This is a genomic window from Mycobacterium sp. RTGN6 (assembly GCF_033804605.1).
Lineage (GTDB): Bacteria > Actinomycetota > Actinomycetes > Mycobacteriales > Mycobacteriaceae > Mycobacterium.
In genome coordinates this window covers 131,866-158,323 of sequence record NZ_JAPZKZ010000002.1, presented here as the reverse complement: position 1 = coordinate 158,323, position 26,458 = coordinate 131,866, and the positions used below count along the sequence as shown (strand labels likewise).

Annotated in this window: 21 protein-coding genes; 12 read left to right on the top strand and 9 right to left on the bottom strand. The window is 67.8% G+C overall.

Annotation, left to right across the window (positions count from 1 at the left end):
• Window positions 1–5: 5 nt before the first annotated feature.
• Entirely contained in the window at window positions 6–809 is an 804-nt protein-coding gene (locus tag SLQ33_RS05040; RefSeq protein ID WP_319452703.1) for an alpha/beta hydrolase, read from the bottom strand.
• A gap of 95 nt (window positions 810–904) precedes the next feature.
• Here SLQ33_RS05040 and SLQ33_RS05035 point away from each other — a divergent pair, with 95 nt between their 5' ends.
• The 3 genes from SLQ33_RS05035 (at window position 905) to SLQ33_RS05025 (ending at window position 3,311) form a co-directional block, all read left to right on the top strand.
• Window positions 905–1,411, top strand: coding sequence for a nuclear transport factor 2 family protein (locus tag SLQ33_RS05035; RefSeq protein ID WP_319452702.1), 507 nt, complete (start codon window positions 905–907; stop codon window positions 1,409–1,411).
• Entirely contained in the window at window positions 1,408–2,418 is a 1,011-nt protein-coding gene (locus SLQ33_RS05030) for an NAD-dependent epimerase/dehydratase family protein (protein ID WP_319452701.1), read from the top strand. The genes SLQ33_RS05035 and SLQ33_RS05030 overlap by 4 nt, the downstream gene beginning before the upstream one ends.
• A gap of 62 nt (window positions 2,419–2,480) precedes the next feature.
• Entirely contained in the window at window positions 2,481–3,311 is an 831-nt protein-coding gene (locus SLQ33_RS05025; RefSeq protein WP_319452700.1) for a class I SAM-dependent methyltransferase, read from the top strand.
• On the opposite strand, the gene SLQ33_RS05020 is transcribed toward SLQ33_RS05025, so the two are convergent.
• Complete coding sequence (locus SLQ33_RS05020) at window positions 3,308–3,769, bottom strand: DUF4262 domain-containing protein (RefSeq protein ID WP_319452699.1); 462 nt, start codon at window positions 3,767–3,769, stop codon at window positions 3,308–3,310. The two genes, SLQ33_RS05025 and SLQ33_RS05020, sit on opposite strands and share 4 nt — an antisense overlap.
• A gap of 315 nt (window positions 3,770–4,084) precedes the next feature.
• Here SLQ33_RS05020 and SLQ33_RS05015 point away from each other — a divergent pair, with 315 nt between their 5' ends.
• Window positions 4,085–5,728 carry an HNH endonuclease signature motif containing protein gene (locus SLQ33_RS05015; RefSeq protein ID WP_319452698.1) on the top strand — a complete coding sequence of 548 codons (1,644 nt, stop codon included), beginning with the start codon at window positions 4,085–4,087 and terminating at the stop codon, window positions 5,726–5,728.
• Window positions 5,729–5,754: 26 nt separating this feature from the next.
• Here SLQ33_RS05015 and SLQ33_RS05010 read toward each other — a convergent pair whose 3' ends face one another.
• Both SLQ33_RS05010 and SLQ33_RS05005 read right to left on the bottom strand, forming a co-directional pair.
• Window positions 5,755–8,532: a TIR domain-containing protein gene (locus SLQ33_RS05010; RefSeq protein ID WP_319452697.1), complete on the bottom strand. Its 2,778-nt coding sequence runs from the start codon at window positions 8,530–8,532 to the stop codon at window positions 5,755–5,757.
• A gap of 68 nt (window positions 8,533–8,600) precedes the next feature.
• The gene (locus SLQ33_RS05005) at window positions 8,601–9,257 is read right to left on the bottom strand and encodes an enoyl-CoA hydratase/isomerase family protein (protein ID WP_319452696.1); all 657 of its coding nucleotides are present in this window, start codon (window positions 9,255–9,257) and stop codon (window positions 8,601–8,603) included.
• A 32-nt stretch (window positions 9,258–9,289) separates the two neighbouring features.
• Between SLQ33_RS05005 and SLQ33_RS05000 the strand changes: the two genes are divergently transcribed.
• A complete protein-coding gene (locus SLQ33_RS05000) occupies window positions 9,290–10,672 on the top strand; it encodes an FAD-dependent oxidoreductase (protein WP_319452695.1) in 1,383 nt (460 codons plus the stop codon).
• Window positions 10,673–10,675: 3 nt separating this feature from the next.
• Here the strand turns inward: SLQ33_RS05000 and SLQ33_RS04995 are convergent, their stop codons facing one another.
• A complete protein-coding gene (locus SLQ33_RS04995; protein WP_319452694.1) occupies window positions 10,676–11,152 on the bottom strand; it encodes an SRPBCC family protein in 477 nt (158 codons plus the stop codon).
• A gap of 59 nt (window positions 11,153–11,211) precedes the next feature.
• Here SLQ33_RS04995 and SLQ33_RS04990 point away from each other — a divergent pair, with 59 nt between their 5' ends.
• The 4 genes from SLQ33_RS04990 (at window position 11,212) to SLQ33_RS04975 (ending at window position 13,638) form a co-directional block, all read left to right on the top strand.
• The gene (locus tag SLQ33_RS04990; protein ID WP_319452693.1) at window positions 11,212–11,583 is read left to right on the top strand and encodes a DUF427 domain-containing protein; all 372 of its coding nucleotides are present in this window, start codon (window positions 11,212–11,214) and stop codon (window positions 11,581–11,583) included.
• 22 nt (window positions 11,584–11,605) lie between these two features.
• Window positions 11,606–12,514 (top strand): DNA-3-methyladenine glycosylase 2 family protein, encoded by a 909-nt coding sequence (locus SLQ33_RS04985; RefSeq protein WP_319452692.1) that lies wholly within the window; start codon window positions 11,606–11,608, stop codon window positions 12,512–12,514.
• Between the two features lie 170 nt (window positions 12,515–12,684).
• Window positions 12,685–13,017, top strand: a complete 333-nt coding sequence (locus SLQ33_RS04980) for an antibiotic biosynthesis monooxygenase (RefSeq protein ID WP_319452691.1) — start codon at window positions 12,685–12,687, stop codon at window positions 13,015–13,017.
• A 54-nt stretch (window positions 13,018–13,071) separates the two neighbouring features.
• Window positions 13,072–13,638 carry a DNA starvation/stationary phase protection protein gene (locus tag SLQ33_RS04975; protein WP_319452690.1) on the top strand — a complete coding sequence of 189 codons (567 nt, stop codon included), beginning with the start codon at window positions 13,072–13,074 and terminating at the stop codon, window positions 13,636–13,638.
• Window positions 13,639–13,719: 81 nt separating this feature from the next.
• Here the strand turns inward: SLQ33_RS04975 and aqpZ are convergent, their stop codons facing one another.
• The 4 genes from aqpZ to SLQ33_RS04955 all read right to left on the bottom strand — a co-directional run bounded on the left by aqpZ (window position 13,720) and on the right by SLQ33_RS04955 (window position 17,743).
• Window positions 13,720–14,487, bottom strand: coding sequence for an aquaporin Z (gene aqpZ, locus SLQ33_RS04970; RefSeq protein ID WP_319452689.1), 768 nt, complete (start codon window positions 14,485–14,487; stop codon window positions 13,720–13,722).
• Between the two features lie 123 nt (window positions 14,488–14,610).
• Window positions 14,611–15,255, bottom strand: coding sequence for a DUF2461 domain-containing protein (locus tag SLQ33_RS04965; protein WP_319452688.1), 645 nt, complete (start codon window positions 15,253–15,255; stop codon window positions 14,611–14,613).
• Complete coding sequence (locus SLQ33_RS04960; protein ID WP_319452687.1) at window positions 15,252–16,328, bottom strand: cupin domain-containing protein; 1,077 nt, start codon at window positions 16,326–16,328, stop codon at window positions 15,252–15,254. Before SLQ33_RS04960 ends, SLQ33_RS04965 begins: the two co-directional genes overlap by 4 nt.
• Window positions 16,325–17,743 (bottom strand): chloride channel protein, encoded by a 1,419-nt coding sequence (locus SLQ33_RS04955; protein WP_319452686.1) that lies wholly within the window; start codon window positions 17,741–17,743, stop codon window positions 16,325–16,327. Before SLQ33_RS04955 ends, SLQ33_RS04960 begins: the two co-directional genes overlap by 4 nt.
• A gap of 71 nt (window positions 17,744–17,814) precedes the next feature.
• Here SLQ33_RS04955 and SLQ33_RS04950 point away from each other — a divergent pair, with 71 nt between their 5' ends.
• The 3 genes from SLQ33_RS04950 to SLQ33_RS04940 all read left to right on the top strand — a co-directional run bounded on the left by SLQ33_RS04950 (window position 17,815) and on the right by SLQ33_RS04940 (window position 26,346).
• A complete protein-coding gene (locus tag SLQ33_RS04950) occupies window positions 17,815–19,872 on the top strand; it encodes a heavy metal translocating P-type ATPase (RefSeq protein ID WP_319452685.1) in 2,058 nt (685 codons plus the stop codon).
• A gap of 422 nt (window positions 19,873–20,294) precedes the next feature.
• The gene (gene gltB, locus SLQ33_RS04945) at window positions 20,295–24,887 is read left to right on the top strand and encodes a glutamate synthase large subunit (protein ID WP_319452684.1); all 4,593 of its coding nucleotides are present in this window, start codon (window positions 20,295–20,297) and stop codon (window positions 24,885–24,887) included.
• A complete protein-coding gene (locus SLQ33_RS04940) occupies window positions 24,880–26,346 on the top strand; it encodes a glutamate synthase subunit beta (protein WP_319452683.1) in 1,467 nt (488 codons plus the stop codon). Before gltB ends, SLQ33_RS04940 begins: the two co-directional genes overlap by 8 nt.
• Window positions 26,347–26,458 lie beyond the last annotated feature (112 nt).

Genomic DNA, 26,458 nt, shown 5'->3' with positions numbered 1-26,458 from the left:
CGCCGTCATGATTTGGTTAGCAATGAGGGTCGGCGATCGAGGTACGCGTTCACATCGGAAGCCAGTTGCTGAGGGAACTCCAGGGTGACCAGGTGGCCCGCATGCGGGTAGTCAAAGCGTTCGAGATGCGGAACGGTCGCTTCGATCAGATCCGCCATCAGCAGAAACTCGGGGAGATCCAGGCCGCCAGAAACAAGCAGGGTCTTGGCCGCCAGCTCGTGAAGCTGTTCGAGATGCGGAACCGCCAGCAGCTCTTGCCGATCGATCGCGCTCCAGTGATGGCCGGAGTAGCCTTCGATCGATTTCCAGAGTTGTTCTGCAGTAACGGTATTGCGTCGAGTGGTCTCGAAGAGGGGATGTTGCCACCAGGAGCGGCGCGCTGCTGGCATGTTGCCTTCTTTGGCGAGTTCGACAATGTCGTCCCACTGCTGTCGCCAAGAATCGGACCAATCCCAGCCCATCAGCGAAGGACTGACGAGCAGGACTCGATCCACCGTCTCCGGGTGACGAAGCGCGAAGTCGATGGCAACGCCGCCTCCCATCGACAGCCCGAGCACATCACATTGACCGATCCCGAGCCGGTCCAGCAGACGCTTCAGATCATCCGCATGCCGATAGGGCGTGTCGCCCACGGTCAGTGATTCGCCGAAATCTCGCAGGTCGTACCGCACCACCCGCCGGCCGATGCTCAGTGCCTCCCAGAGCCCGTCCCACGTGTGCCGGTCGCCCGCGAAGCCGTGAATGAGCACCAGCGGAGAGCCGACGCCTCGAATATCCACCGCTAGCTCGACATCACCCAGATGGACCATCGTCAGGGACTCCTCCCGCGGAGGGATCGACACTACCCTTGCCGGGTTCGCGCGGATTCTCGACAACCGAGGTAGAACGTGTTCTAGTTCTGGGTGTGACGGGACCCACCTTCAGCCGCGACGAGCTAGTCGAGGCATTCGCGAAATTCGAGCAGACGGTCGACGACGCGGCGCAGACACGCAACTGGGATCCGTGGGTTGACCAGTACACCGACGACGTGCTGTACGTCGAGCACGCCGCGGGCACCATGCGTGGCCGCGAGCAGGTGCGACCCTGGATATGGCAGACGATGGAGACCTTCCCCGGCAGCTACATGACGTCGTTCCCGTCGCTGTGGTCGGTCGTGGATGAAGCGCGAGGCCGCATCGTCTGCGAGCTCGACAACCCGATGCGCGACCCGGGTGACGGCACCATCATCAGCGCCACCAACATCTCGATCGTCACCTACGCGGGCGACGGGCTGTGGTCCCGCCAGGAGGACGTCTACAACCCGCTGCGCTTCGTCTCCGCGGCGATGAAGTGGTGCAAGAAGGCGCGCACGCTCGGCACGCTGCCCGACGAGGCCGAGGCGTGGATGAAGCAGATGGGGCAAGTCAAGTGAGCCCCAAGCTCGTCATCGGCGCCAACGGCTACCTCGGTTCGCACGTCGCGCGGCAGCTCGTCGACGGCGGCCACGATGTTCGGGTGATGGTGCGCGACGGCGCCAACACGATGGGCATCGACGACCTCGACGTCACCAGGTTCGTCGGCGACATCTGGAGCGACGACGTGCTGCGCGAGGCGATGGCCGGCTGCGACGACGTCTACTACTGCGTGGTCGATACGCGTGGCTGGCTCAAGGACCCGGCGCCGCTGTTCCGCACCAACGTCGAGGGCACCCGCAACGTGCTGGAGATCGCGAAAGATGCTGGGCTGCACCGGTTCATCTTCACCAGTAGTTACGTCACCGTCGGCCGCCGGCGGGGCCACACCGCCACCGAGGACGACGTCGTCGTCGACCGCGGCCTCACGTCGTACGTCCGCTCCCGGGTGCAGGCCGAGAACTTGGTGATGGAGTACGCCCGCGACTACGGGCTGCCCGCCGTCGCGATGTGCGTGTCAACCACCTACGGCAGCGGTGACTGGGGCCGCACCCCACACGGCGCCATCATCGTCGGAGCGGCCTTCGGGAAGCTGCCGTTCGTCATGGCGGGCATCGAACTGGAGGCCGTCGGCATCGACGACGCCGCACGCGCCCTGGTGCTCGCGGCCGAGCATGGCAAGGTCGGCGAGCGGTACCTGATCTCGGACAAGATGATCAGCAACGCCGACGTCGTCCGCATCGCCGCCGACGCTGCGGGCGTGCCCGCCCCCACCAAGGCCCTACCACTGGCCATGTCGTGGGCGATGGCGGTACTGGGCAGCGCCAAGGCGCGGTTCAAGGGCACCGACGAGTTACTGTCGATCGGCTCATTGCGGCTGATGCGCGCCGAGGCGCCGGTGGATTGCAGCAAGGCCAAGCGTGAACTCGGTTGGGAGCCAAGGCCGGTCGAGGAATCCATCCGCGAGGCCGCCAGGTTCTGGGTGGGGCTGCGGGACGCCAAGCGCAAGAGCAAGCGGGCGGGCTGAACGGCACGCCGCCCGTCGTTCAGGGCGTCGGCATGTGGGGTGCGGCGACCTAGGCTGGGTTCATGACCGACAAGCTGCACGTCGACCTCTCCGGCGCCCCGCAGACCATGCTCGCCACGTTCTACGCCAAGGCGCTCGACGCCGGTCTCGAGAAGCCCATCCTCGGCGACCGGCTGGCCAAGCAGATCGCCGACCGCATCGACTACGACTGGTCCAAGACCGCGATCACCGCAGGCAACTCGCCCAGCGTGACCACCCGCAGCGCGCACTTCGACACCTGGGCCCGCCAGTTCCTTGCCGTCAATCCAGATGCCGTCGTGCTTCACCTGGGGTGCGGACTCGACGGCAGGTTCTTCCGGCTGGATCCAGGCCCCGGAGTCGAGTGGTTCGACGTCGACTACCCCGACGTCATCACGCTGCGGACGCAGCTCTACCCGACGCGCGACAACTATCACGTGATCGCGGCGTCCGTCACCGACCCGGCGTGGTTCGCCGACATCCCGCGCGACCGTCCGACGCTGATGATCGGCGAAGGTCTCACCATGTACCTGACCCGCGACGACGGCACGGCCCTACTTCGTCGCGTCGTCGACCATGCGCCGTCGGGCGAGTTGCAGTTCGACGCCTTCAACCGCCTCGGCATCAAGTCGCAGTGGATGAACACCGTGGTGCGGCGCTCGGGATCGACGCTGTACTGGGGCATCGACGGTCCCGACGAGGTGCTCGACGCGGTACCAGGAACGCGCCTGCTGTCGTGGGTCTCGCCGTTCGATGCGGCCTCGTTCAAGGACGTCTCGCCGGGTTATCGCGTGATGGCGAAGGTCATGTCGGCAGTCCCGTCGCTGCGCTACATGGCGCAGTACCACCGCTACGCGTTCGGGCGGCCAGGCTAGGCGGCACGCGAGCCAAGGACTGGTTGCCTTCGCATCCCATTTTCGAAACCGCGCGCCCACGGCCAACGGCGCCGGCTATCGGCCCAGACGTACTGTCGCGCTTGAATCGGCGCCCTGGCGATTGCGAGCGCCATGCCCATGTGGGCATCAGGGTGTTCCACCGCGACGACCTCGACCCGGAGCCCGTCCAGCAGGTAGAACTGTGCACCGGGCACGGGAACTCCGCCCACGATCGCGTGCTCGGCGGCGTGGTTCAGTAGTTGCGCCGAGCGCTTGGGGGCCAAGCCCGTCATCAACAACTCGGGCAGTCCGCGAGCATGCAGGCCGACCGTGTACGCGTAGGGGGCGCGGTCGGTCTCCACGTACTGCACCGCCCACCCATGTTGACGGATGGTCGAGCGCAACACGTGGAGGTAGTCGTCGATCGTCTTGTCCGGGTGGTCGCATTGCCAGCACATGGCGGACTGCCTTTCCGTCGTCCTCGTCTTCTGTCGTACTTGTTCGCAACTTGTGTCGGACGTACGACAAGGCGAGCCCGTTTCGGGTCTGTTATCCACAGTTGCGTTTTCATCCATAGGCGGGTCGTTGAGCGGTGTCGGCTGTCGAGTGCGCGGTGGCGGCGCTGGGTTTGCTCTAGTCTTGTGGCGGCCCGAATAGCATGGGGCACTGACATTTTCGGGTGCTGATGCCGAGTTGTGCACAGTCCGGGTTTCATCCACAGATGACGGTTTGGCGGTGGCCCGCGGTGGGTGCGCACAGCTAGATTCGAAAATATGTTGGATCAGTTGGTGGCCGAGGCTGACAGCGCTTGCGGCGCAGGTGCGGTCGGGGCGTGGGCGCGGGTGGAGAACGCCGCCTGCGCCCGCCGCTTGACGGGAATGGTCACCATGCTCGACGCCCGCTACGCCGCCGACGGATCAGCCGATCGTGACCAGTGGTGCCTCGATAACTGGGCCGCGGTGTGCGCGGAGATCGGGGCCGCCCAACAACTGACCTCCGGTGCCGCCTCGCACCTGTTGTTGGTGGCCGTCGCGCTGCGCGATCGCCTGCCCAAGGTCGCCGCGCTGTTCACCGCCGGAGTGATCGGCTACCGGCTGATCGCCACCATGGTGCACCGCAGCGCGCTGATCAAGGACCCAGCCGCACTACGCGCCGTCGACGCCGCACTGGCCCGCGCCGTGCAGGAGTGGGGGCCGATGTCCTTGGACAAGACCGACCAGGCCATCGACGCACTCATCACCGAATTCGACCCCTACGCGCTGCGCCGCACCCAAGGCGAGGCCCGCAGCCGTAGCGTCGAGGTATACCTCGACGACGCCTCCGGAGTCGCGACGCTGTGGGCTTCGCTGTTCGCCACCGACGCCAAGGCCTTCGACGAACGCCTCGATGCACTCGCCGCCACCGCCTGCGACGCCGACCCGCGCACCCACGATCAACGCCGCGCCGACGGCCTCGGCGCCCTGGCCCACGGGCAAGACCGACTGACCTGCCTGTGCGGCAACGCCGAATGCCCCGCCGCCGCCAATCCGCCGGCGAGCAGTGTGGTCATCCACGTCGTGGCCCACCACGACACCATCACCACCATCGACCCCAACCCCACGCCCGATCCCGATCCCGATCCCGACGACCATGACGGACACGGCCCAGATCGTGACCCCGGACTCCAGAGCCTGCCCGACGGGTCCGCTGCGGCCCAACACGACTCCCTCGACGGGGAATCACCGCCGATGTTCAGCAAGCCGCTGCGCGAGATGACACTCGCCGAGGTGATTCGAGAGTCCAATGCAGACCCCGGTGAACCCTTCGCCGCCCCACCGGGGGTGCTCATCGGCGGCCCCATCCTGCCCGGACCCGTCGTCGCCCGCGCCGCGATCAACGCCACCACCGTGCCGATCATTCACCCCGGGAATGCGCCGCCCGAACCGCGCTACACCCCCTCAAAGGCGCTGGCCGACTTCGTGCGCTGTCGCGACCTGACGTGTCGCTTCCCCGGCTGCAAGGTCGCCGCCACACACTGCGACGTGGATCATACGATCGCGTATCCACGTGGGCCGACGTGTGCGTCGAACCTCAAGTGCCTCTGCCGGTTTCATCATCTGCTCAAGACCTTCTGGGGCGGACCCGGCGGCTGGCGGGACCGACAACTACCCGACGGCACAGTCATCTGGACCGCGCCCGGCGGTCAGACCTACACCACCCACCCCGGCAGCCGGCTGCTGTTCCCGACGCTATGCGAACCCACCGCGCCCGTCACCGTCACCGAACTACCCACCGCGCACACCGCCGGCCTGACCATGCCCCGCCGCAAGACCACCCGCACCCAAGACCGCCAACAACGCATCGACGACGAACGCCGGCTCAACGAACTCGACCCCCCGGCCGAGTGGGCGCGCCGCTGCGAACCACCACCCTTCTGAACCGGATCCGAGCGACTTATCCGCAGTCAGGTCGGGTAGTCGCAGACAGGCGCGCGGCCCGACGGCAGGTAGAACTCGACTTGCGCCCTGGAGACGTAGGGAGCCGCGAGCTGGCAGGCCCCGGCGACCTCCCAGATCGGCTGCCACAGTCGCACCGAGTTCTCCACGCCAGCCGGGCCGAACTGACCGAGGGCCGACGCCAACTGGTTGCCGTCTGGACTGAACGCCACCGAGTTCACTCGGTCGGCGCCGCGGAGCGGATCACCGAGCTGCCTGTGCAGCAATGGGTCCCACAACCTGATGGTCTTGTCGGCACCCGCCGAGGCGAGCAGGTGACCATCGGGACTGAACGTCACCGAGGTCACCGCCCCGATGTGGCCCACCAGCGGTTGTCCGACGGGCGCCCCAGTCGTGGGGTCCCAGAGGCGAACGGTCCCGTCGTCTCCGCCGGAGGCGAGCAGGTGACCGTCGGGGCTGAACGCCACCGCTTGCACGGGGCCGGTGTGACCGACGAACGGCTCGTCGATCGGCTGGCCAGTGGCCGGATCCCACAGCCGCACAGTCCCATCGGCTGCGCCCGAGGCCAGCAGGCGGCCGTCCGGACTGAACGCGACCGCGGATACGGTGCCCCGGTGACCGATGAGCGGCTTCCCGATCAGTTGGCCGCTAGCCGGATCCCACAGCCGGACAACGAAATTGTCCACCGCGGCGAGCGAGTGGCCGTCGGGGCTGAACGCGACGTCGTAGACCTCGCCTGGCTGTACCACGTCGATGGGTGGACCGATCAACGGGCTTCCGACCGGGCTGCCCGTCGCGGGGTCCCACAGCCGGACCGTCTTGTCATCGGCCCCGGAGGCCAGGATCCGGCCGTCGGGACCGAACGCCACCGATCGGACAGTGTTGGTGTGGCCGGCGAGCGGTTCACTAATCAGCTTGCCGCTCTTGGGGTCCCACAGCCGGACCGTTCGATCGGCGCTGGCCGAGGCCAGCCGGTCACCGTCGCGGCTGAATGCCACTGCCGTGACCATGGCACCGTGGCCGGCCAGCGACTCGCTGATCGGCGCAGCCAGCGACGGCTCCCACAACCGCACGGTGCCGTCGGCGCCCGCCGACGCCAACAGGTGACCGTCGGGGCTGAACGCCACCGAGTGGACGTATGTGGTGTGCCCGGTGAGGGGTGCACCGATCGGCTTGCGGGTATCGGGATCCCAGAATCGCACGGTGCCGTCGAAGCCGGCCGAGGCAAGCAGGTGACCGTCATGGCTGAACGCCACACTCGACACTCCGCCTGCGTCGTCACCCGCCATCGGGTCACCGATCTGCTGGCCGGTGAGGGGATCCCAAAGCCGCAGGCTGCCATCCCAACTCGCCGTGGCCAGTCGGCGGCCGTCTGGGCTGAACGCCACCGCGTTGACGAGTTTGGTGTGGCCACGCAGCGGCTCGCCGACGGGTTCGCCGGTCACCGGATCCCACAGCCGCACCGTTTGGTCGGCGCTGCTCGAGGCCAACCGGCGCCCGTCCGGACTGAACGTCACCGACAGCACGCCATCGGTATGCCCGGTGAGCGTCCTGCCGGTGGGTTGGCCGGTGGCCCCATCGAGCAGCAGAATCATTCGGTCTCGGGACGCGGCCGCCAACAGCCGGCCGTCCGGGCTGAACGCGAGTGAAGTCACGTTGTTGTAGCGGTCGGTTGGTGGCTCGGTGATCCATCGGTGACCCTGGGTGTCCCACAGCCCTACGCTGTCTCCCCCGATGGCCAGCGCGCGGCCATCGGGGCTGTAGGCCAACGCCTTTGGACGTCGAGCATCATCGATCTCGCCGAGCTGTTCGTGCGTGGCTGGGTCCCATAGCCGCACGATGCCGTCCTCACCAGCGGAGGCCAACACACGACCGTCTGGACTGAACGCCACCGAACTCACGTCGCCGGTGTGGCCCACCAGTGGCTCCCGAACCAGCTGAGCGGGGGCCGCATTCATCGCAAGCCGAGCCGACACCAGCGCGCTCGTCGCCTGCCACGTCGGCTCGGGAGTGGCCTGAGCGCTCTCGGCGGCCAGGGCCAGCGCCAGCGCCGGGTTGCTGGCCGCGGTATCTCGCGACGCCGCAGCCAAGGCGAGCGCCACCGCTTCGTTGCGCTGCTTGATGGCCTGCCCTCGCTGGTTGACCGCGATGACCGCGCCGGCGACGGCGACCACCGTCAGCATCACCAGCGCGGCGACCGCGGCGCGGCGCAGGTTCCGGAACCGGCGTTGTTCGCGCAGATCATCGCTCGCCAGTGCGCTTTTGGGCATGCCGTGAATGGGGGCGGCCAGGTCGGTGACCTTCTCCCGGAACAGGGTCCCCGAGGGATCCCACGGCGCATCGCCGCTGACGTCGACGTAGAACGGCTGGGCAGGAAGGACATTGGGTTTGGTCAGCACAGGTAGCGCCGCGTCCGACTGGTCGGGGTCGAACCTGCCCGCGGCGTCATCCCAGACCAGGCGCCCGCCGGCGACGACCAACATCAGGTGGTCAGGGCCACGGTGTTCGAGCCAGTAGGCGACTTCCTTGTCGACCCAGCGGGAGACCGTTGCGTTGGGGGAGAGCACGGCGATCAGGTAGCGGGATCCGTCCATGGCCTGGGTGACCCTGCCCCACAGGTCGGCACTGGCGGTCAGATCGGTGGAGTCGCGAAACACCCTCAGCGCGCGCAGCTGTCCGATGCGCCGCCCGATGTGGTGCAAGCCGCGCTGGATCCCGTAGGCGACCGGCCGGTCGTCATGGTCGTATGACAGGAAGGCGTCGTACGGGAACGACTGGTCCGACATCGCCGACTCCTCCCGTTGAGCGCGAGGCAATCATCCACGGCTTCGGCGGCCAGAACGCGAGTACCGCGCTACTCGGATTTCAGCGCCTCCACCACTTCGCCGTACAGCCGGGCCTTGATGGCGCCCATCGTCGGGCCGGCCTTCGCGGCGCGCTCCTCGGCGCGCGCGACGGCGATGTCCAACAGTTCGTCCTCGAAGCCGACACCGACGACGAGTCCGGCCTCGTGTGCCTCTTCGCCCCCGTAGCGGCGGCCGGTCGTCATCGCCTCGTGGGCGATTGCGATGGGCAGTCGAGCGCGGATCAGGGCGTTCATGCCGACGGTGAAGGGAATGCCGAGATCGACCTCGGGCAGGCAGAAGTACCCGCGGTCTGACCGCATCACCGCCAGGTCGTGCGCCAGCGCCAGCATTGCCCCGGCCGCGAACGTGTGGCCCTGCAGCGCGGCCACGATCGGCGCGGGAAACGTCAGCACGCGGGCGAACAAGGCGTGGACGTCGCGCAGGTTCGCCTCGGCGGCGTCGGGGTTGGCGCCCATGAAGTCGAGGTCGAGCCCGTTCGAGTAGAACTTCCCGACGCCCGTCGTGACCACCGCCTTCGGGCCTTCGGCGGCCTCGACCTCGTCGAGGGCGGCGTTGATCGCCGTCAGCCGATCGGGGTGAAAGCGGTTCTCGTCCTCGCCGAGGGTCAGCACGAACACGCTGCCGCGGCGGTCAAGGCTCGTCATCTGCCGATTACACCAGGTGCCAGAATCACACGGTGCCCTCATCGCCCAACCCGATAAACGGTCTGGTCTCGCACTGGTTGGACAGGTACCCGTCACCGCGTCCTCCACTGCCAGGCGACCGCGACGCCGACGTGTGCATCGTGGGTGCCGGCTACACCGGGCTGTGGACCGCGTACTACCTCAAGAAGGCCGACCCAGAGCTGCGCATCGTCGTGCTCGAAGCCCGGTTTGCGGGGTTCGGTGCGTCTGGCCGCAACGGCGGCTGGCTGTCGGGCCTCGTCCCCGGTGACCGCAACGCCATGGCCAAGCGCCACGGCCGCGACAGCGTGGTGGCGTGGCAACGCGCCCTCAACGAGGCCGTCGACGAGGTCACCCAGGTGGCCGAACTAGAGGGCATCGACGCAGGCATCGTCAAGGGCGGCACCCTGGAGATCGCGCGCAACCCAGCCCAGGCGACGAGGCTGGCCGCGGCGCTCGCCGAGGAACGTGAATGGGGCAACGACGGAGTCGTCGCCCTGACGTCAGCCGAAGCAGCGCAACGGATTCGGTTCGACAACGTAGTGTCCGCCTACTACACCCCGCACTGTGCACGCATCCAGCCCGCACACCTGGCGCGCGGACTGGCCGACGCCGTCGAACGCCTCGGCGTGCCGATCTACGAACGCTCGCCGGTCACCCGCATCGACCCCGGTCGCGCCGTGACTCCGCTGGGCACCGTCACCGCCCCGATCGTGCTGCGCGCCACCGAGGGCTTCACGCCTGCGCTTCCCGGACTGCGTCGCCGTTGGCTCCCGATGAACAGTTCGATGATCGCCACCGACCCCATCCCGCAAGCACTCTGGAGCGACATCGGGTGGGACGGCCGCGAAACCGTCGGCGACACCGCGCACGGTTTCTTCTACGCCCAGCGCACCGTCGACGACCGCATCGCCATCGGCGGACGCAGCGTCCCGTACCGCTATGCGTCGCGCACCGACCTCGATGGCCGCGTGCCCGCCCGAACCATCCGCCACCTCACCGCGGTGCTGCACGACGTGCTGCCCCAGGTGCGCGACGTGCCGATCGCGCACGGCTGGTGTGGCGTGCTCGCCGTGCCCCGCGACTGGGAGGCGACGGTCACGCTCGACCGCAAGACGGGCCTTGGCGAGGCGGGCGGCTACGTCGGGCACGGCGTCACCGCCACCAACCTCGCCGGACGCACGCTCGCCGACCTCGTGCTCGACCGGAAGACGCCGCTTACCGAGCTTCCTTGGGTCGGGCACGGCTCGCGGCAGTGGGAACCCGAGCCGCTGCGCTGGCTCGGCGTGCGCGGGCTCTACGTCGCCTACCAGCTGGCCGACCGGCACGAGGCAGGCGGACGTGCGACGTCGTCGCCCATCGCCAAGATCGCCGACCGGCTCACCGGGCGGCCCTGACCATCAGACCGAGGCAGCCTCGGCCTTCGCCTTGAGCCGCTCCAGCGTGAGCTTGATGTGCTCGGCGTTGGCCGTCGCGCGGTCGCGAACCCCGGTGGCGATGCCCGCGGGCTTGCGGAACCAGCCGGGCCGCCGGTCCCACGTGCGTTCGGTGACCGTGCAGCCACCGTCGGCAGCAGCGATGTCATAGCGCCAGTGCGCCACCGGGATGACCACACTCTTCACGTCGAACGCGAATACCCGGCCCGGTTCGGCGTCCGTGACGGTGCACGTCGTCGTCCACTTCTTGCCGCGGTTGCTGTTGTGGCCCTTGAACACCGCGCCGCACTCCACGCAGTCGCCCTTGTGCCACTCCATCGCGTCGGCCTCCTCGGCCAGCGCCGCCAAGGTGGGCAGGTCGGTGATCAGGGCGTATACCTCGGCGGGGTCGGCGGCGATGGTAACCGTCTCTTCCGCGGTGGGCGGTCCGGGTTGCGTCATTCCGCGATCGTAGCCAGCAGGTGAGGAATCCTGGGCGGTACCGCATCGTTGGCCTTTACATGACCGATCGCGAGATCCGAGAACCCACCGCAGCGCATCCCATCACGGTCGAACCCACCGGCCGACACGTCACCGTCCGCGTCAACGGAGAGGTCGTCGCCGAGACCGACGATGCGCTGACGTTGCAGGAATCCACGTATCCGGCGGTGCAGTACGTCCCGCTGACCGACGTCACCGCCGCCGCGCTGACCCGCAGCGACACCACCACCTATTGCCCATACAAGGGCGACGCGAGCTACTACGACGTCACCGCCGCCGGTGACACGGTCGCCGACGTCATCTGGACCTACGAACAGCCGTACCCGGCCGTCGCGGGCATCGCCGGACACGTCGCGTTCTACCCCGACAAGGCCGACGTCGTCGTTGGCTAGTCCGAGCGCCTAGCCTCGAGCCGTGAGCAGCTCGGCGAGCGTGGCGTTCGGGGGTCCCGTCAGCCCCGCGACGACGCTGTCGCCGCTGCGCCGCGGACCCGGCGACCCGACCTACGTCGTGGTCGGGTCCGTCATCTGGAAGACGACGTCGATGCCGAGTGGCCCGGTGACGGCGCGGATCAGCACGTCCGCACGCGACGTCGTCGACTGCGAGGCATGGGGAAGCGGCGCAACCGAATTCGTCGAGAAGCTGCCCGCCTGGCTCGGGGCCGAGGACGACCGCAGCGGCTTCGCACCCACCGAGCCGACCATCGCCGCCGCCCACCGCAAGGTGCCCCATCTGCGGCTCGGGCGCACCGACCGCGTGCTCGAGGCGCTCATCCCGGCCGTGTTGGAGCAGCGCGTCTCGGGCAAGGACGCGTTCCGCGCGTGGCGCGTGCTGGTCACCAAGTACGGCGCACCTGCGCCGGGTCCGGCGCCCGAGCGCATGCGGGTACCGCCGACGGCCGACGTGTGGCGACGCGTGCCGTCGTGGGAGTTCCACCTGGCCAACGTGGACCCCGGCCGCGCACGCACCATCGTCGGATGCGCACAGCGGGCCGACTCGATCGAGCGGTTGACGACGCGACCGCCCGAGCAGGCCAGGACGGCGCTGACGTCGCTGCCGGGGGTCGGTGAGTGGACGGCCGCCGAGGTCGCCCAGCGGGCCTGGGGGGACGCCGACGCCATCTCAGTCGGCGACTATCACCTGGCGAACATGGTCGGGTGCACGCTGCTCGGTCACCGCATCGACGATCCCGAGATGATCGAACTGCTCGAGCCGCTGCGGCCCCACCGACAGCGTGCCGTGCGACTCCTCGAAGTGAGCGGGCTGGCCCGCAACCCCCGCTTCGGCGCCCGGCAGGCCATTCCCAACCTGCGCGCCCTGTAGCCGCGTGGCCTACGCTGACGATGTCGAAAAGGACCAGGGTCGGTAAAAGGTAAGCCCGACCCCTTCGCAGGTGGAAGCTCCGTTTCGCGTTCGCGCGAACCCACGGCAAGCAACCGGCGCACCAGCGTCGGTAGCTTGACGTTGCGCACCGAACCCAGGGGAACGAACCCATGCCGACCATCGAACCGAACACCACGATCGTCACCCAGATCAACGTCTTCACCGTGCCTGAGGACGGTCAGCAAGCGCTGATCGACTTCCTGATCCAAGCGGCGACGTTCGCGAGCACCACGCCTGGTTGGATCTCGGCCAGCGTGCACCGGAGCATCGACGGCACCAGGGTCGTCAACTATGCCCAGAGCGAGAGCCTCGAAGCTGCCCAGCGCGTCGTCGATCGACTTCGGCGCGAAGGCTGGCTCGACCGCAACAAGGCCCTCGGACAGGCCAATCCCGGGCTCTATGAGGTCGTGTTCACCCTCGACCGAGGGGCATCGCACGGTTAGGGGACTCTCGCGGCGGGTAGGCGGTACATGACTAAAGCCAAAGGAGGCAAGCACATGGCCGGATTCACCGTGCCCGGAATGTCGAATAAGGACGCCCGCGAAGTCGCGGAGCTGCTGCAGAAGCAGCTCAGCACCTACAACGATCTGCATCTGACGCTCAAGCACGTGCACTGGAACGTCGTCGGCCCGAACTTCATCGGTGTCCACGAGATGATCGACCCGCAGGTCGACCTGGTCCGTGGGTATGCCGACGAAGTGGCTGAACGCATTGCCGCGCTTGGTAACTCGCCTCAGGGCACGCCGGGCGCGATCCTCAAGGATCGCACCTGGGATGACTACTCGGTGGGCCGGGACACCGTGTTGGCACACCTTGCCGCGCTCGACATGGTCTACACCGGCATCAACGAGGACACCCGCAAGGCCATCCACCGACTCGACGACATCGACCTCGTCTCGCAGGACATCCTCATCGGCCACGCGGGTGAGCTGGAGAAGTTCCAGTGGTTCGTCAGAGCTCACCTGGAGAACTCGGGCGGCGAACTCGCCAACAGCGGCGCGAAGACGGAGAAGTCCGCCGCACGTGCCGCGAAGAGCAGCGACCGGCCAAGTAGAAGCCGGTAAGAACCGGTTAAGTAGCCAGCCGGGAGATCGGGCCCGCACCCCTCGTGGTGGGTGCGGGCCCGATTCCGGCCTGGCGACGAATTAAGCGGCTCCTTCCAGCGCGTCGTCGCGCACCGGCCGGTCGGCCAGCTCTTCGTGGTGGCCGAACAGGAACGGGTACGCGATGCCGGCGATGGCGGCGCCGGCGAGTGGGGCGAGCCAGAACAACCACAGCTGCGCTGGCGCGCCGTCACCGTTGAAGAACGCAACGGCGGTCGAGCGGGCCGGGTTGACCGACGTGTTCGAGATCGGGATCGAGATCAGGTGGACGAGCGTCAGGGTCAGCCCGATCGACAAGCCCGCGAAGCCCTTTGGCGCGCGGTCGTCGGTCGAGCCGAGGATGACGAGCATGAACAACCCGGTCAGCACCACCTCGGCGACGAGCACCGCGACCATGGAGTAGCCGCCGGGGGAGTGGTCGCCGAAGCCGTTGGCGGCCATGTTGCCGGTCGCCGTCCAGCCGTCCTGGCCGCTGGCGATCACGTAGATCACTGCGCCGGCGACGAAACCGCCGACCACCTGAGCAATCCAGTAGGACGGCAACGCCTTCCACTCGACGCGGCGGGCCAGCGCGGCACCGAGCGTGACGGCGGGGTTGAAGTGGCCGCCGGAGATCGTGCCGAACGCGTACACGCCCGTCAACACGGTCAAACCGAATGCCAGTGAGACGCCGAGGAATCCGATTCCCACGGACGTGTCCCCGGACATGAACTTGGCAGCGAAGACGGCGCTGCCGCAGCCTCCGAGCACGAGCCAGAACGTGCCGATGAACTCGGCTGCCAAGCGGTGGAACATCGTTGGCTCACTCATGATGTGACCTCCCTCGGCCCCTCGCCGCTGAGGTGGCCTCGGCCGAGGGTCGCACGATACCGGCTGATCGGACCCGGCCGTATCCGAATCTTGTTGATACGGTGACCGATCGCTACCAGGTCGTTACTCGCCGAGGCGTGCGCTGATCCATTCGACCAATGGCCGCGCGGCCTTCCAGTCCGCGCGGACAGCCTCGAGCAGGCCGGGGGTGTGAATGACCGGTTCGAAGCCGTAGTCCTTCATGACCGTCAGGGACCGGTGCCGCAGCAGCTCGATGCGCGGGTGGTCGACGTCGTATCCGCGCGGTGCGGTCTTGAGCCGGTCGCCGCCGACCTCGAACCCGGCCCGCTCCAGCTTGGTGAGCATCCGCCGCAACTGCTTGCCGGTCGCATCGTCCGCGATCGACGCTCGGATGCGGCCGAGGTCGGAGGCGCCGGCGTCGTAGAAGCCCGCACCGGTGCGTACCCCGCGCGCCGCGATCTCGACGTACCAGCCGCAGGCGGGGCCGGCTCCGACGAAGGCGCCCTGGTTCGTCTTATAAGGCGTCTTGTCCTTCGCGAACCGCACGTCGCGGAACGGACGGAAGACCTTGGCCGTGCCGAACTCCGGCTCCAGCGCACTGGCTAGCGCCGTCATCGGCGCCTTCACGCTGTCGGTGTACACGGCTTTGTGCGCTTCCCAGAACGCCTTGGTGTTGTCCAGCTCCAGGTCGTCGTAGAAGTCGAGTGCGGCCTCGGGGAAGCCGTCGAATCCGGCAGCCTCGCTCATGCGTCGACGGGGTTGTTGCGCGTCACGATGAGCGGGTCGACCTTCGTGAACGGGAACATCGGAAGGTCGTCGATGTGGACGTTGAACGTCGCGGCCAACACCTCGCGCGAGTAGGCACTGGCCGAGGCGCGGTATCCGATGTCGCCTGGCGTGGGCTGGTCGAAGAAGATCGCGAAGTGAATGTCCGGCGGGCAGGAGCGAAGCGACCCGGGGTTTGACCCAGGCGCATCCACGACCTCGATGTGATGCGGGTAGGCGCGCGGGATGAAGTACACGTCACCCTCCTTGAGGTACCAGGTGTCAAGCGTGCCGTCGGGCTCCATCACCGTCATCCGCCCGGAACCCTGGTGGACGTAACCCATTTCGGCGGTGATCGGGTGCCAGTGCGGTTCACGCATGCCGTCCTCGCGGATGCGCAGCGAGTACATCGAGAGGTCCTTGAGCGCAGGCCAGTACTGAAGCCGCGCAAGGCGCGCCGACCCGACGGCGATCCCGACGGGCGGGCTCTGCGCCTCGACGTTGAACTTGTGCGGGTCGTCGAAGTGCGCAGTCGAGGGGACGACGGCGTCGCCCTGACGCTTGGCCAACAGCCGATCGACGGTGGTACGCCTGATCTTGGCGAAGTCCGACGCGGGCAGGTCATAGGTGTTGCCGAGCACCGCGTCGGTCATCGCGCCGAACGCGGCTGCGAGGCCGAAGTCCTCAGGCCGCTCGCTGCGGAACGACAGGATGAACTCCGCTGGCTCCTCCCCGATGTTCTCGATGTGATGCAGTGAGCCCGAGTCGATGTGGAACATCTCGCCGGCCGAGACGGTGAAGCTGGCGAACTTGCTGTAGGTGTCGATGACCGACACGAGTGACGTGCCCGATACGCAGTAGGTGAGCTCGTTGGCATTGGCATGCCAGTGTGGGGTGCGCATCGCGCCGGGGTTGAGCACGATCCGCTTGATCGACATGCCGGCGAGGATCGGGAAGTCGTCCGCGGTGACCCGACGGATGGAACCCAGGTCGGACTCCTCCACGACACGGCCTTCGGTGAGCGACGTGACGTGCCTGCTGTGGCTCGTGGTCATGGTCCGGCCTCTCTAATTGCTTCCGCGCGTTCGGCTTGGGCGGCTTCACGATTGAGCCGCTGCGACTTGTAGATCGACACGTCGGTTCGCGTGATCAGCAGGTAGGCGATGCCGACGGTGATCATCGCGCCGGGAAGGACGGAGAACGAGCTCGTCATCTCGGCCACCATGATCATCACCGCCAGTGGCGCGTGCGCGACGCTTCCGAAACACGCCATCATCGCGACGATCACGAAAACACCTGGGCCGTCGGGAATTCCGGGCAGTCCGGCCAGGTCGGCCAACCGCCAGATCGAGGCCCCGACGAACGCGCCGATGACGATGCCAGGCCCGAAGATGCCGCCGGACCCGCCGGTGCCGATCGACAGTGACGTCGCCAGGATCTTGGCGAACGGCAGGATCAGCACGATCCACAGCGGGATCGCCATCAGGGTGTCTGTGGCCGTCGCGAACTGAACCCAGCCATAGCCGCTGGAGAGGACCTGCGGGATCAGCAGGGCCAGCAGTCCGACGAGCAGTCCGCCGAGCGCCGGTTTGAGCACCTTGCCGCCCGGCAACCGATTGGTGAGCGCGACGGTGCCGTAGAACGTGCGGGCGTAGAGGTATCCGATTGCGGCGGAGACGATTCCGATGAGCACGAACCACCCCAATTGGGCGGGATCGAACACGTAGTCGGGTGCCACGGAGCCGAACATCGGCTCGAAGCCCAGAAACAGCCCGTAGACCGTGTACGCGGTCCCGGACGTGATGAACCCGGGGATCAGCGAGCGGTAGTCGAAGTCCTCGCGGTAGACGATCGACGCGGCCAGCACCGCGCCGCCCAATGGCGCACCGAAGATCGCGCCGATGCCAGAGCCGATGCCAAGGGCCACGGCGACCCGGCCGTCGTCGTCGGACAGGTCGAGCCGGCGCGCAAGCAACGAGCCGAAGCCCGCCGAGATCTGTGCCGTCGGGCCCTCGCGGCCCGCGGACCCGCCGGATCCGATCGTCAACGCACTGGACACCATCTTGACCAGCACCGCCCGCGCCCGGATGGACCGCGGGTCGGTGTGCACGGCCTCGATCGCGTTGTCGGTGCCGTGTCCTTCGGCTTCGGGCGCGAACCTCGTGACGATCAGTGCTGACACCAGCGCCCCGCCGAACGTGATCAGCGGGATGGCCCACGCCCGATCGAATCCGCTCGAGCCCGGCTGGCCGCCGTCCCCTACCGCCGTCGGAGCGTCGTAGCCGCCGAGATAGCCGAGTAGGAACCGTCCGGTGTAGTCGAGCGCGAGATAGAAGAGCACCGCACCGAGGCCCGCGATGACGCCGATCGCGATGCCGAGGATGAGCCACTTGCGCAGATAGCCTGAGCGCCGCACGAAGTCGCCCACGCCCCCTTGGACTCGACCAAGGAAGCGCAGCGCTTCTCCCATGGTGCGGATGCTAACAGCGGGATGCGCTCACCCGAGCGAAAATATATACCCCTAGGGGGTATGGTGGCGGCATGACGCAGACGCACGCCGACCATGCCGAGCACACTGGCCATGCCGGCCACTCCGGGCACGCCGACCACGTGGCGCAGTTCCGCAGGCTGTTCTGGATCATGCTGCTGCTGGCCGTGCCGACGGTGGCGCTGTCACCGATGTTCGCGATGATCCTCGGCTACCAACTCCCGGACGCGCCCTGGCTGCGCTGGGTGTCGCCCGTGCTCGGGACCGTCATGTACGTGTGGGGCGGCCGTCCGTTCCTCACCGGCGCGGTGAGCGAAATCCGTTCGCGTGCACCGGGAATGATGCTGCTGATCGGGCTGGCCATCACCGTCGCGTTCCTGTCTTCCTGGGGTGCGGCGGTTGGCCTGCTGCACCACGAACTGGACTTCTGGTGGGAGCTCGCGCTGCTCATCGTCATCATGCTGCTCGGCCACTGGATCGAGATGAGGTCGCTGGCGCAGACGTCATCGGCGCTGGACTCGCTGGCCGCGCTGCTGCCCGACACCGCCGAGCGCGTCGAGTACGGTCCCGACGGGGAACAGGTGGTGACGGTCTCACCGGAGGAACTCCGCGTCGGCGACGTGGTCGTCGTGCGTCCCGGCGGCAGCGTCCCCGCGGACGGCCGCGTCGTCGGTGGCTCCGCCGAGGTCGACGAGTCGATGGTGACCGGCGAGTCCCGACCGGTGCCGCGCGCCGTCGGGGATTCCGTCGTCGCTGGAACCGTCGCCACCGACTCCGGCATCAGGGTCGAGGTGACGGCGGTCGGCGGGGACACCGCGTTGGCAGGCATCCAGCGGCTGGTCACCGAGGCGCAGAACTCGTCGTCGCGAGCCCAGCGCCTGGCCGATCGCGCCGCGGGCTGGCTGTTCTGGTTCGCACTTGGCTCGGCGGTCGTGACCGCGGTCGTGTGGGGGTTGGTGGGCCTGCCCGAGCAGGCCGTCATCCGCACCATCACCGTGCTGGTCATCGCCTGCCCGCATGCGCTGGGACTTGCGATCCCACTGGTGGTGTCGATCGCCACCGAACGTGCCGCCCGCGGTGGCGTCCTGGTCAAAGACCGGATGGCCCTCGAGACGATGCGCACCGTCGATGCCGTGCTGTTCGACAAGACCGGCACGCTGACCAAGGGCGAACCCGCCGTCAACGCAGTGGCGACCGCCGCCGGCCGAACGGAGGCCGACGTGCTCGCGCTGGCCGCTGCCGCGGAGTCCGACTCCGAGCACCCGCTGGCGCGTGCCATTGTCGCGGACGCCCGCCGGCGAGAGGTGGAGGTACCCGCTGCCGTCGACTTCGCGTCGGCACCCGCCGTCGGGGTGACCGCGACCGTGGCGGGCCACACCGTGCGCGTGGGTGGGCCGCGGCTGCTCGCGGAGGTCGGCGCGGCGGAACTCCCGGAGTCGCAGCGCTGGCACGACGAGGGCTCAACGGTCCTTCACGTGCTGGTCGACGGTGTCGTCGTCGGAGCGCTGGCGCTGGCCGACGAGATCCGCGACGAATCCCGGCAGACCGTGGCGGCCCTGCACCGGCTCGGCATCGAAGTCGTCATGATCACTGGCGACGCCGAACCGGTGGCAAGGTCGGTGGCGGGCCAGGTCGGCATCGACCGCGTGTTCGCAGGCGTGCGGCCCGAAGAGAAGGAGACCAAGGTCGCCGAACTGCAGGCCGAGGGGCTCGTGGTGGCCATGGTCGGGGACGGCGTCAACGACGCGCCAGCACTGGCCCGCGCCGACGTGGGCATCGCGATCGGAGCAGGCACCGACGTCGCCATCGCGTCGGCCGGTGTCATCCTGGCCAGCTCCGACCCGCGCTCGGTGCTGTCGGCGATCCTGCTGTCGCGCGCGTCCTACCGCAAGATGCAGCAGAACCTTTGGTGGGCAGCTGGTTACAACCTGATCTCCGTACCACTCGCGGCCGGGGTGCTGGCGCCGATCGGCTTCGTCATGCCGATGTCCGTCGGCGCGCTCCTGATGTCGCTGTCGACCGTCGTGGTGGCGCTGAACGCCCAGTTGCTGCGTCGCCTCGACCTGAGCCCCGAGGCCAGCGTCAGGGCGCTCGGCGGAGCGGGTGTCTAAGAATCCGAACAGGCTTTGAGCAAATTAAAGTCGCCCGATAGTTGCAGTAAGAGGGATTTGTCACAGTTTGCAGCAAATCATTGAGGGGTATCGTCCGCGGGCTTCCTGTTCGCTGCCGGAGCGCTGGTGGAGCGATGATCCATCGAAAAGGCTTGGTGCGCAATGAAACTGGAGGCCGGCAGGCCGGATATCGACGGCCCTGCCGGGCGGCGTCGCGCAAGGCAAGTTAGGCATGACTAAGTTGGCATGTCAGGCGGTCTTTGTCATATCGTTTCAAATTCGAGGCGAATGGGACAAAGCCCGCCGTTCAATGCTGCACGCAGGCCCCCTTCGCCCAGGCCAGGCATACGCCGTCTCCAGACGGCTGCCATGCATAAGGCTTCCGTTGTGGTTGAAGGCGTGTTGGAAAAGGGTAGGTGGGAATGGCGCCCCAGGTACAAGGGCTGTACAACCCCGCGTATGAACACGACTCGTGTGGTGTCGCGATGGTCGCTGACATCTACGGGCGACGCAGCCGCGACATCGTCGACAAGGCCATCACGGCGCTGCTGAACCTCGAACACCGCGGCGCCCAGGGCGCCGAACCGAATACCGGCGACGGCGCGGGCATCCTGCTGCAGGTGCCCGACGAGTTCCTCCGGGCCGTCGTCGACTTCGAGCTGCCGCAAGAGGGCAGCTACGCCACCGGCATCGCCTTCCTTCCCCAATCGTCCCGAGACGCCGCCGCGGCGTGCGAGTCCGTCGAGAAGATCGTCGAGGCCGAGGGGCTTCAGATGCTCGGGTGGCGCGACGTGCCGACCGACGATTCGTCCCTCGGTGCGCTCGCACGCGACGCAATGCCGACGTTCCGCCAGGTGTTCATCGGCGGTGCCTCCGGTATGGAGCTCGAGCGGCGCGCCTACGTGGTGCGCAAGCGCGCCGAGCACGAGCTCGGAACCAAGGGCCCGGGCCAGGACGGCCCAGGCCGCGAAACCGTGTACTTCCCAAGCCTTTCTGGTCAGACGTTCGTCTACAAGGGCATGCTCACCACGCCGCAGCTGCGGGCCTTCTACCTCGACCTGCAGGATGAGCGGCTGACCAGCGCCCTAGGCATCGTCCACTCGCGCTTCTCCACCAATACGTTCCCGTCCTGGCCGCTGGCCCACCCGTTCCGCCGCATCGCGCACAACGGTGAGATCAACACCGTCACCGGCAACGAGAACTGGATGCGCGCCCGGGAGGCGCTGATCAATACCGACGTCTTCGGCTCCTACGCCGACGTCGACAAGATCTTCCCGGTCTGCACGCCGGGAGCATCGGACACCGCTCGCTTCGACGAGGTGCTCGAACTGCTCCACCTCGGTGGCCGCAGCCTGCCGCACGCGGTGCTGATGATGATCCCCGAGGCGTGGGAGCGCCACGAGTCGATGGACCCCGCTCGCCGGGCGTTCTACGCCTATCACTCGTCGCTCATGGAGCCGTGGGACGGTCCGGCGTCGGTGTGCTTCACCGACGGCACCGTGATCGGTGCGGTGCTCGACCGCAACGGGCTGCGACCGTCGCGCATCTGGGTCACCGCGGACGGCCTCGTCGTGATGGCGTCCGAGGCCGGGGTGCTCAACCTCGACCCCGGCACCGTCGTCCAGAAGCTGCGCCTGCAGCCCGGCCGCATGTTCCTTGTCGACACCGCCCAAGGCCGCATCGTCTCCGACGAGGAGATCAAGGCCGAACTCGCCGCCGAGCATCCGTACCAGCAGTGGCTGGACGCCGGGCAGTTCCACCTCGACGACCTGCCGCCCGGTGACTACGTCCGGATGCCGCATCACCGGGTCGTGTTGCGCCAGCAGGCCTTCGGCTACACCTACGAAGAGCTCAACATGCTGGTGGCGCCCATGGCCCGCACTGGCGTCGAGGCGCTCGGCTCGATGGGCACCGACACCCCGGTGGCGGTGCTCTCGGCGCGGCCCCGAATGTTCTACGACTACTTCCAGCAGCTGTTCGCCCAGGTGACCAATCCGCCGCTGGACGCCATCCGCGAAGAGGTGGTGACCAGCCTTCAGGGCACCGTCGGGCCCGAGGGCGACCTGCTGAATCCCGACGCGGACTCCTGTCGTCAGATCATCCTTCCGAACCCCATCCTGAGAAATGCCGAGCTGTCGAAGCTCATCTGCGTCGACCCCGACCACGAGGTCCGTGGGCACAAGCACGGGCTGCGCGCTGCGGTCATCCGCTGCCTCTACCCGGTGGCGCGCGGCGGCCAGGGCCTCAGGGAGGCGCTCGACGACGTTCGCGCAAAGGTCTCGACTGCCATCCGCAACGGCGCCCGCATCATCGTGCTGTCCGACCGCGAGTCCAACGAATCGCTCGCGCCGATCCCGTCGCTGCTGAGCGTGTCGGCTGTGCACCACCACCTGGTGCGCGAGCGCACCCGCACCCAGGTCGGGCTCGTCGTCGAGGCCGGAGATGCCCGCGAGGTGCACCACATGGCCGCGCTCGTCAGCTTCGGCGCCGCCGCGATCAACCCCTACATGGCGTTCGAGTCCATCGAGGACATGGTCGACCGCGGCGCGATCACCGACATCTCCAGCGACAAGGCCAAGGCCAACTACGTCAAGGCGGCCGGCAAGGGCGTGCTGAAGGTGATGTCCAAGATGGGCATCTCGACGCTGGCCTCCTACACCGGCGCGCAGCTCTTCCAGGCCATCGGCATCAGCCAGCAGGTGCTCGACGAATACTTCACCGGCCTGCACTGCCCGGTCGGCGGCATCGACCTCGACGACATCGCCGACGACGTCGCCACGCGGCATGCGTTGGCGTACCTCGATCGGCCCGACGAGCGCGCGCACCGCGAACTCGAGGTCGGCGGTGAGTACCAGTGGCGCCGCGAGGGCGAGTACCACCTGTTCAACCCCGACACGGTGTTCAAGCTGCAGCACTCCACCCGGACCGGGCAGTACTCGGTCTTCAAGGAGTACACCAAGCTTGTCGATGACCAGAGCGAGCGGTTCGCCTCGTTGCGCGGGCTGCTCAAGTTCCGCACTGGTGGCGAGGCCGTGCGGCCACCTGTTCCGATCGACGAGGTCGAGTCGGCCCGCGAGATCGTCAAGCGGTTCTCCACCGGTGCGATGAGCTACGGCTCGATCTCCGCCGAGGCGCACGAGACGCTGGCCATCGCGATGAACCGCCTTGGCGGACGGTCGAACTCGGGCGAGGGCGGCGAGGCCGTCTACCGGTTCGAGCCGGAGGCCAACGGTGACTGGCGGCGCAGCGCCATCAAACAGGTCGCTTCCGGTCGCTTCGGCGTGACGTCGCACTACCTGACGAACTGCACCGACATCCAGATCAAGATGGCCCAGGGCGCGAAACCTGGTGAGGGCGGCCAGCTTCCGGGTCACAAGGTGTACCCGTGGGTGGCCGAGGTGCGCCACTCGACGCCAGGTGTCGGGCTGATCTCTCCGCCGCCGCACCACGACATCTATTCGATCGAGGATCTCGCGCAGCTGATCCACGACCTGAAGAACGCCAACCCGAGCGCTCGCGTGCACGTGAAGCTGGTCAGCGAGAACGGCGTCGGCACCGTCGCCGCGGGCGTCTCCAAGGCGCACGCCGACGTGGTGCTGATCTCTGGCCACGACGGAGGTACGGGCGCCACACCGCTCACGTCGCAGAAGCATGCGGGCGCACCGTGGGAGCTGGGGCTCGCGGAAACGCAGCAGACGTTGCTGCTCAACGGACTTCGCGACCGCATCGTGGTGCAGGTCGATGGCCAGCTGAAGACCGGTCGGGACGTGGTGGTCGCTGCGCTGCTCGGCGCCGAGGAGTTCGGCTTCGCCACCGCACCGCTGGTGGTCGCGGGCTGCATCATGATGCGGGTCTGCCACCTCGATACGTGCCCGGTCGGCGTCGCCACGCAGAATCCGTTGCTGCGGGAGCGTTTCAACGCCCAGCCGGAGTTCGTCGAGAACTTCTTCCTCTTCATCGCCGAGGAAGTGCGGGAACTGATGGCGCAGTTGGGCTTCCGGACCGTCAACGAGATGGTCGGACAGGTCGGCGCGCTCGACACGACGCAGGCCGCCGAGCACTGGAAGGCCCACAAGCTGGACCTCGGCCCCGTGTTGCACGAGCCAGAGTCGGCGTTCATGAACCAGGACTCGTACTGCAGTTCGCGGCAGGATCATGGGCTGGACAAGGCGCTCGACCAGCAGCTGATCACGCAGAGCCGCGAGGCCATCGACAGCGGCACCCCGGTGCGCTTCTCCACCACGATCGCCAACGTCAACCGCACGGTCGGCACCATGCTCGGCCACGAGGTGACGAAGGCTCATGGCGGACAAGGGCTTCCGGAAGGAACCATCGACATCACCTTCGACGGTTCCGCGGGCAACAGCTTCGGCGCGTTCGTGCCAAAGGGCATCACGCTGCGCGTGTACGGCGACGCCAACGACTACGTCGGCAAGGGCCTCTCGGGCGGACGCCTGGTGGTGCGACCGTCCGAGGGCGCCCCGCAGGACTACGTCGCCGAGGAGAACATCATCGGCGGCAACGTGATCCTGTTCGGTGCCACCAGCGGTCAGGCCTTTCTGCGCGGGGTCGTCGGGGAGCGCTTCGCGGTGCGCAACTCCGGTGCCCACGCGGTGGTCGAGGGCGTGGGCGACCACGGCTGCGAGTACATGACCGGCGGCAAGGTCGTCATCCTCGGGCCCACCGGACGCAACTTCGCCGCGGGCATGTCGGGCGGCATCGCCTACGTGTACGACCCGAACGGGGTCCTGCCCGACAACCTGAACGCCGAGATGGTCGAACTGGAGGCGCTCGGCGCCGACGACGTCGATTGGCTGCGCGACATGCTCGTCGCGCACGTCGACGCCACCGATTCGGCTCCTGGCAGGAGCATTCTGGCTAGCTGGGAGAACGAACTGAAGCACTTCGTCAAGGTGATGCCGCGCGACTACAAGCGCGTGCTCGCCGCCATCGCCGAAGCAGAACGGACCGGCGAGGACGTGGACACCGCGATCATGGCGGCCGCTAGTGGCTGACCCGCGCGGATTCCTCAAGATCACCTCTCGCGAGACCCCGCCACGCCGGCCGATCCCGCTGCGCCTGAACGACTGGAACGAGGTCTACGAGGACTTCTCCCACGACGTGCTGAAGGGCCAGGCGGCCCGCTGCATGGACTGTGGGATTCCGTTCTGTCACAACGGCTGTCCGTTGGGCAACCTCATTCCGGAGTGGAACGACCTGGTCTACAAGGACCGTTGGCGCGACGCGATCGAGCGGTTGCACGCCACCAACAACTTCCCCGAGTTCACGGGCCGGCTGTGTCCGGCACCGTGCGAGGCGTCGTGCGTGCTTGGCATCAACCAGGACGCGGTGACCATCAAGCAGGTCGAGGTCGAGATCATCGACAACGCCTTCGAGCAGGGCTGGGTCGTCCCGCTGCCGCCGGACAAACTCACGGGCAAGAAGGTCGCGGTCGTGGGTTCGGGACCGGCGGGCCTGGCCGCCGCGCAGCAGCTGACGCGCGCCGGCCACGAGGTGACGGTGTTCGAGCGGGCCGACCGCATCGGCGGCCTGCTGCGCTACGGCATCCCCGAGTTCAAGATGGAGAAGCGCCACATCGACCGCAGGCTGGCGCAGATGGAGGCCGAGGGCACCGTCTTCCGCGCCGGGGTGAACGTCGGCGTCGACATCACCGCCGCCCAACTGCGGGCCGACTACGACGCCGTGGTGCTGGCGGGCGGCGCCACCGAAGGGCGTGACCTACCGATTCCCGGCCGCGAGCTCGACGGCATCCATCAGGCGATGGAGTACCTGCCGTGGGCCAACCGCGTCCAGCAGGGCGATGACGTGCTCGACGAGAGCGGGCAGCCGCCGATCACCGCCAAGGGCAAGAAGGTCGTCATCATCGGCGGCGGTGACACCGGCGCCGACTGCCTGGGCACGTCGCATCGTCAAGGCGCGGCCAGCGTGCACCAGTTCGAGATCATGCCGCGGCCACCGGAGGCCAGGGCCGACTCCACGCCGTGGCCGACGTACCCGCTGATGTTCCGGGTGTCCTCGGCCCACGAAGAGGGCGGCGAGCGGGTCTTCTCGGTCAACACCGAGGAGTTCGTCGGCGCCGACGGCCGCGTCGCCGGGCTGAAGGTGCACGAGGTCGTGATGAACGCGGGCAAGTTCGAGAAGGTCGAAGGCACCGACTTCGAGCTCGAGGCCGACCTGGTGCTGCTCGCGATGGGCTTCGTCGGGCCGGAGAAGCCGGGTCTACTCGCGGACCTGAGCGTCGAAATCACCGACCGCGGCAACGTGGCAAGGGACGCGGACTTCCAGTCCTCGGTGCCTGGCGTGTTCGTGGCCGGCGACATTGGGCGCGGGCAGTCGCTGATCGTGTGGGCGATCGCCGAGGGACGCGCAGCCGCGGCCGGGGCGGACCGCTACCTGATGGGTCAGACCGCGCTGCCGGCGCCGATCAAACCGACCGCTGCGCCGCAGCGCTGAGTCACACCAGCCACACCCACCACACCAGAAACAGCTGACGTTTACTTCGGCGTGGCTACTTCTGTTAGCCAGATCACAGGTGTCTAATGAACTAACGGGGTTCGTGCGCTAG

Coding starts and splice junctions, on each gene's coding strand:
- SLQ33_RS05040 (WP_319452703.1), bottom strand. CDS start 809: ATGGTCCATCTGGGTGATGTCGAGCTAGCGGTGGATATTCGAGGCGTC.
- SLQ33_RS05025 (WP_319452700.1), top strand. CDS start 2,481: ATGACCGACAAGCTGCACGTCGACCTCTCCGGCGCCCCGCAGACCATG.
- SLQ33_RS05020 (WP_319452699.1), bottom strand. CDS start 3,769: ATGTGCTGGCAATGCGACCACCCGGACAAGACGATCGACGACTACCTC.
- SLQ33_RS05015 (WP_319452698.1), top strand. CDS start 4,085: ATGTTGGATCAGTTGGTGGCCGAGGCTGACAGCGCTTGCGGCGCAGGT.
- SLQ33_RS05010 (WP_319452697.1), bottom strand. CDS start 8,532: ATGTCGGACCAGTCGTTCCCGTACGACGCCTTCCTGTCATACGACCAT.
- SLQ33_RS05005 (WP_319452696.1), bottom strand. CDS start 9,257: ATGACGAGCCTTGACCGCCGCGGCAGCGTGTTCGTGCTGACCCTCGGC.
- SLQ33_RS04995 (WP_319452694.1), bottom strand. CDS start 11,152: ATGACGCAACCCGGACCGCCCACCGCGGAAGAGACGGTTACCATCGCC.
- SLQ33_RS04990 (WP_319452693.1), top strand. CDS start 11,212: ATGACCGATCGCGAGATCCGAGAACCCACCGCAGCGCATCCCATCACG.
- SLQ33_RS04980 (WP_319452691.1), top strand. CDS start 12,685: ATGCCGACCATCGAACCGAACACCACGATCGTCACCCAGATCAACGTC.
- SLQ33_RS04975 (WP_319452690.1), top strand. CDS start 13,072: ATGGCCGGATTCACCGTGCCCGGAATGTCGAATAAGGACGCCCGCGAA.
- aqpZ (WP_319452689.1), bottom strand. CDS start 14,487: ATGAGTGAGCCAACGATGTTCCACCGCTTGGCAGCCGAGTTCATCGGC.
- SLQ33_RS04965 (WP_319452688.1), bottom strand. CDS start 15,255: ATGAGCGAGGCTGCCGGATTCGACGGCTTCCCCGAGGCCGCACTCGAC.
- SLQ33_RS04960 (WP_319452687.1), bottom strand. CDS start 16,328: ATGACCACGAGCCACAGCAGGCACGTCACGTCGCTCACCGAAGGCCGT.
- SLQ33_RS04955 (WP_319452686.1), bottom strand. CDS start 17,743: ATGGGAGAAGCGCTGCGCTTCCTTGGTCGAGTCCAAGGGGGCGTGGGC.
- SLQ33_RS04950 (WP_319452685.1), top strand. CDS start 17,815: ATGACGCAGACGCACGCCGACCATGCCGAGCACACTGGCCATGCCGGC.
- gltB (WP_319452684.1), top strand. CDS start 20,295: ATGGCGCCCCAGGTACAAGGGCTGTACAACCCCGCGTATGAACACGAC.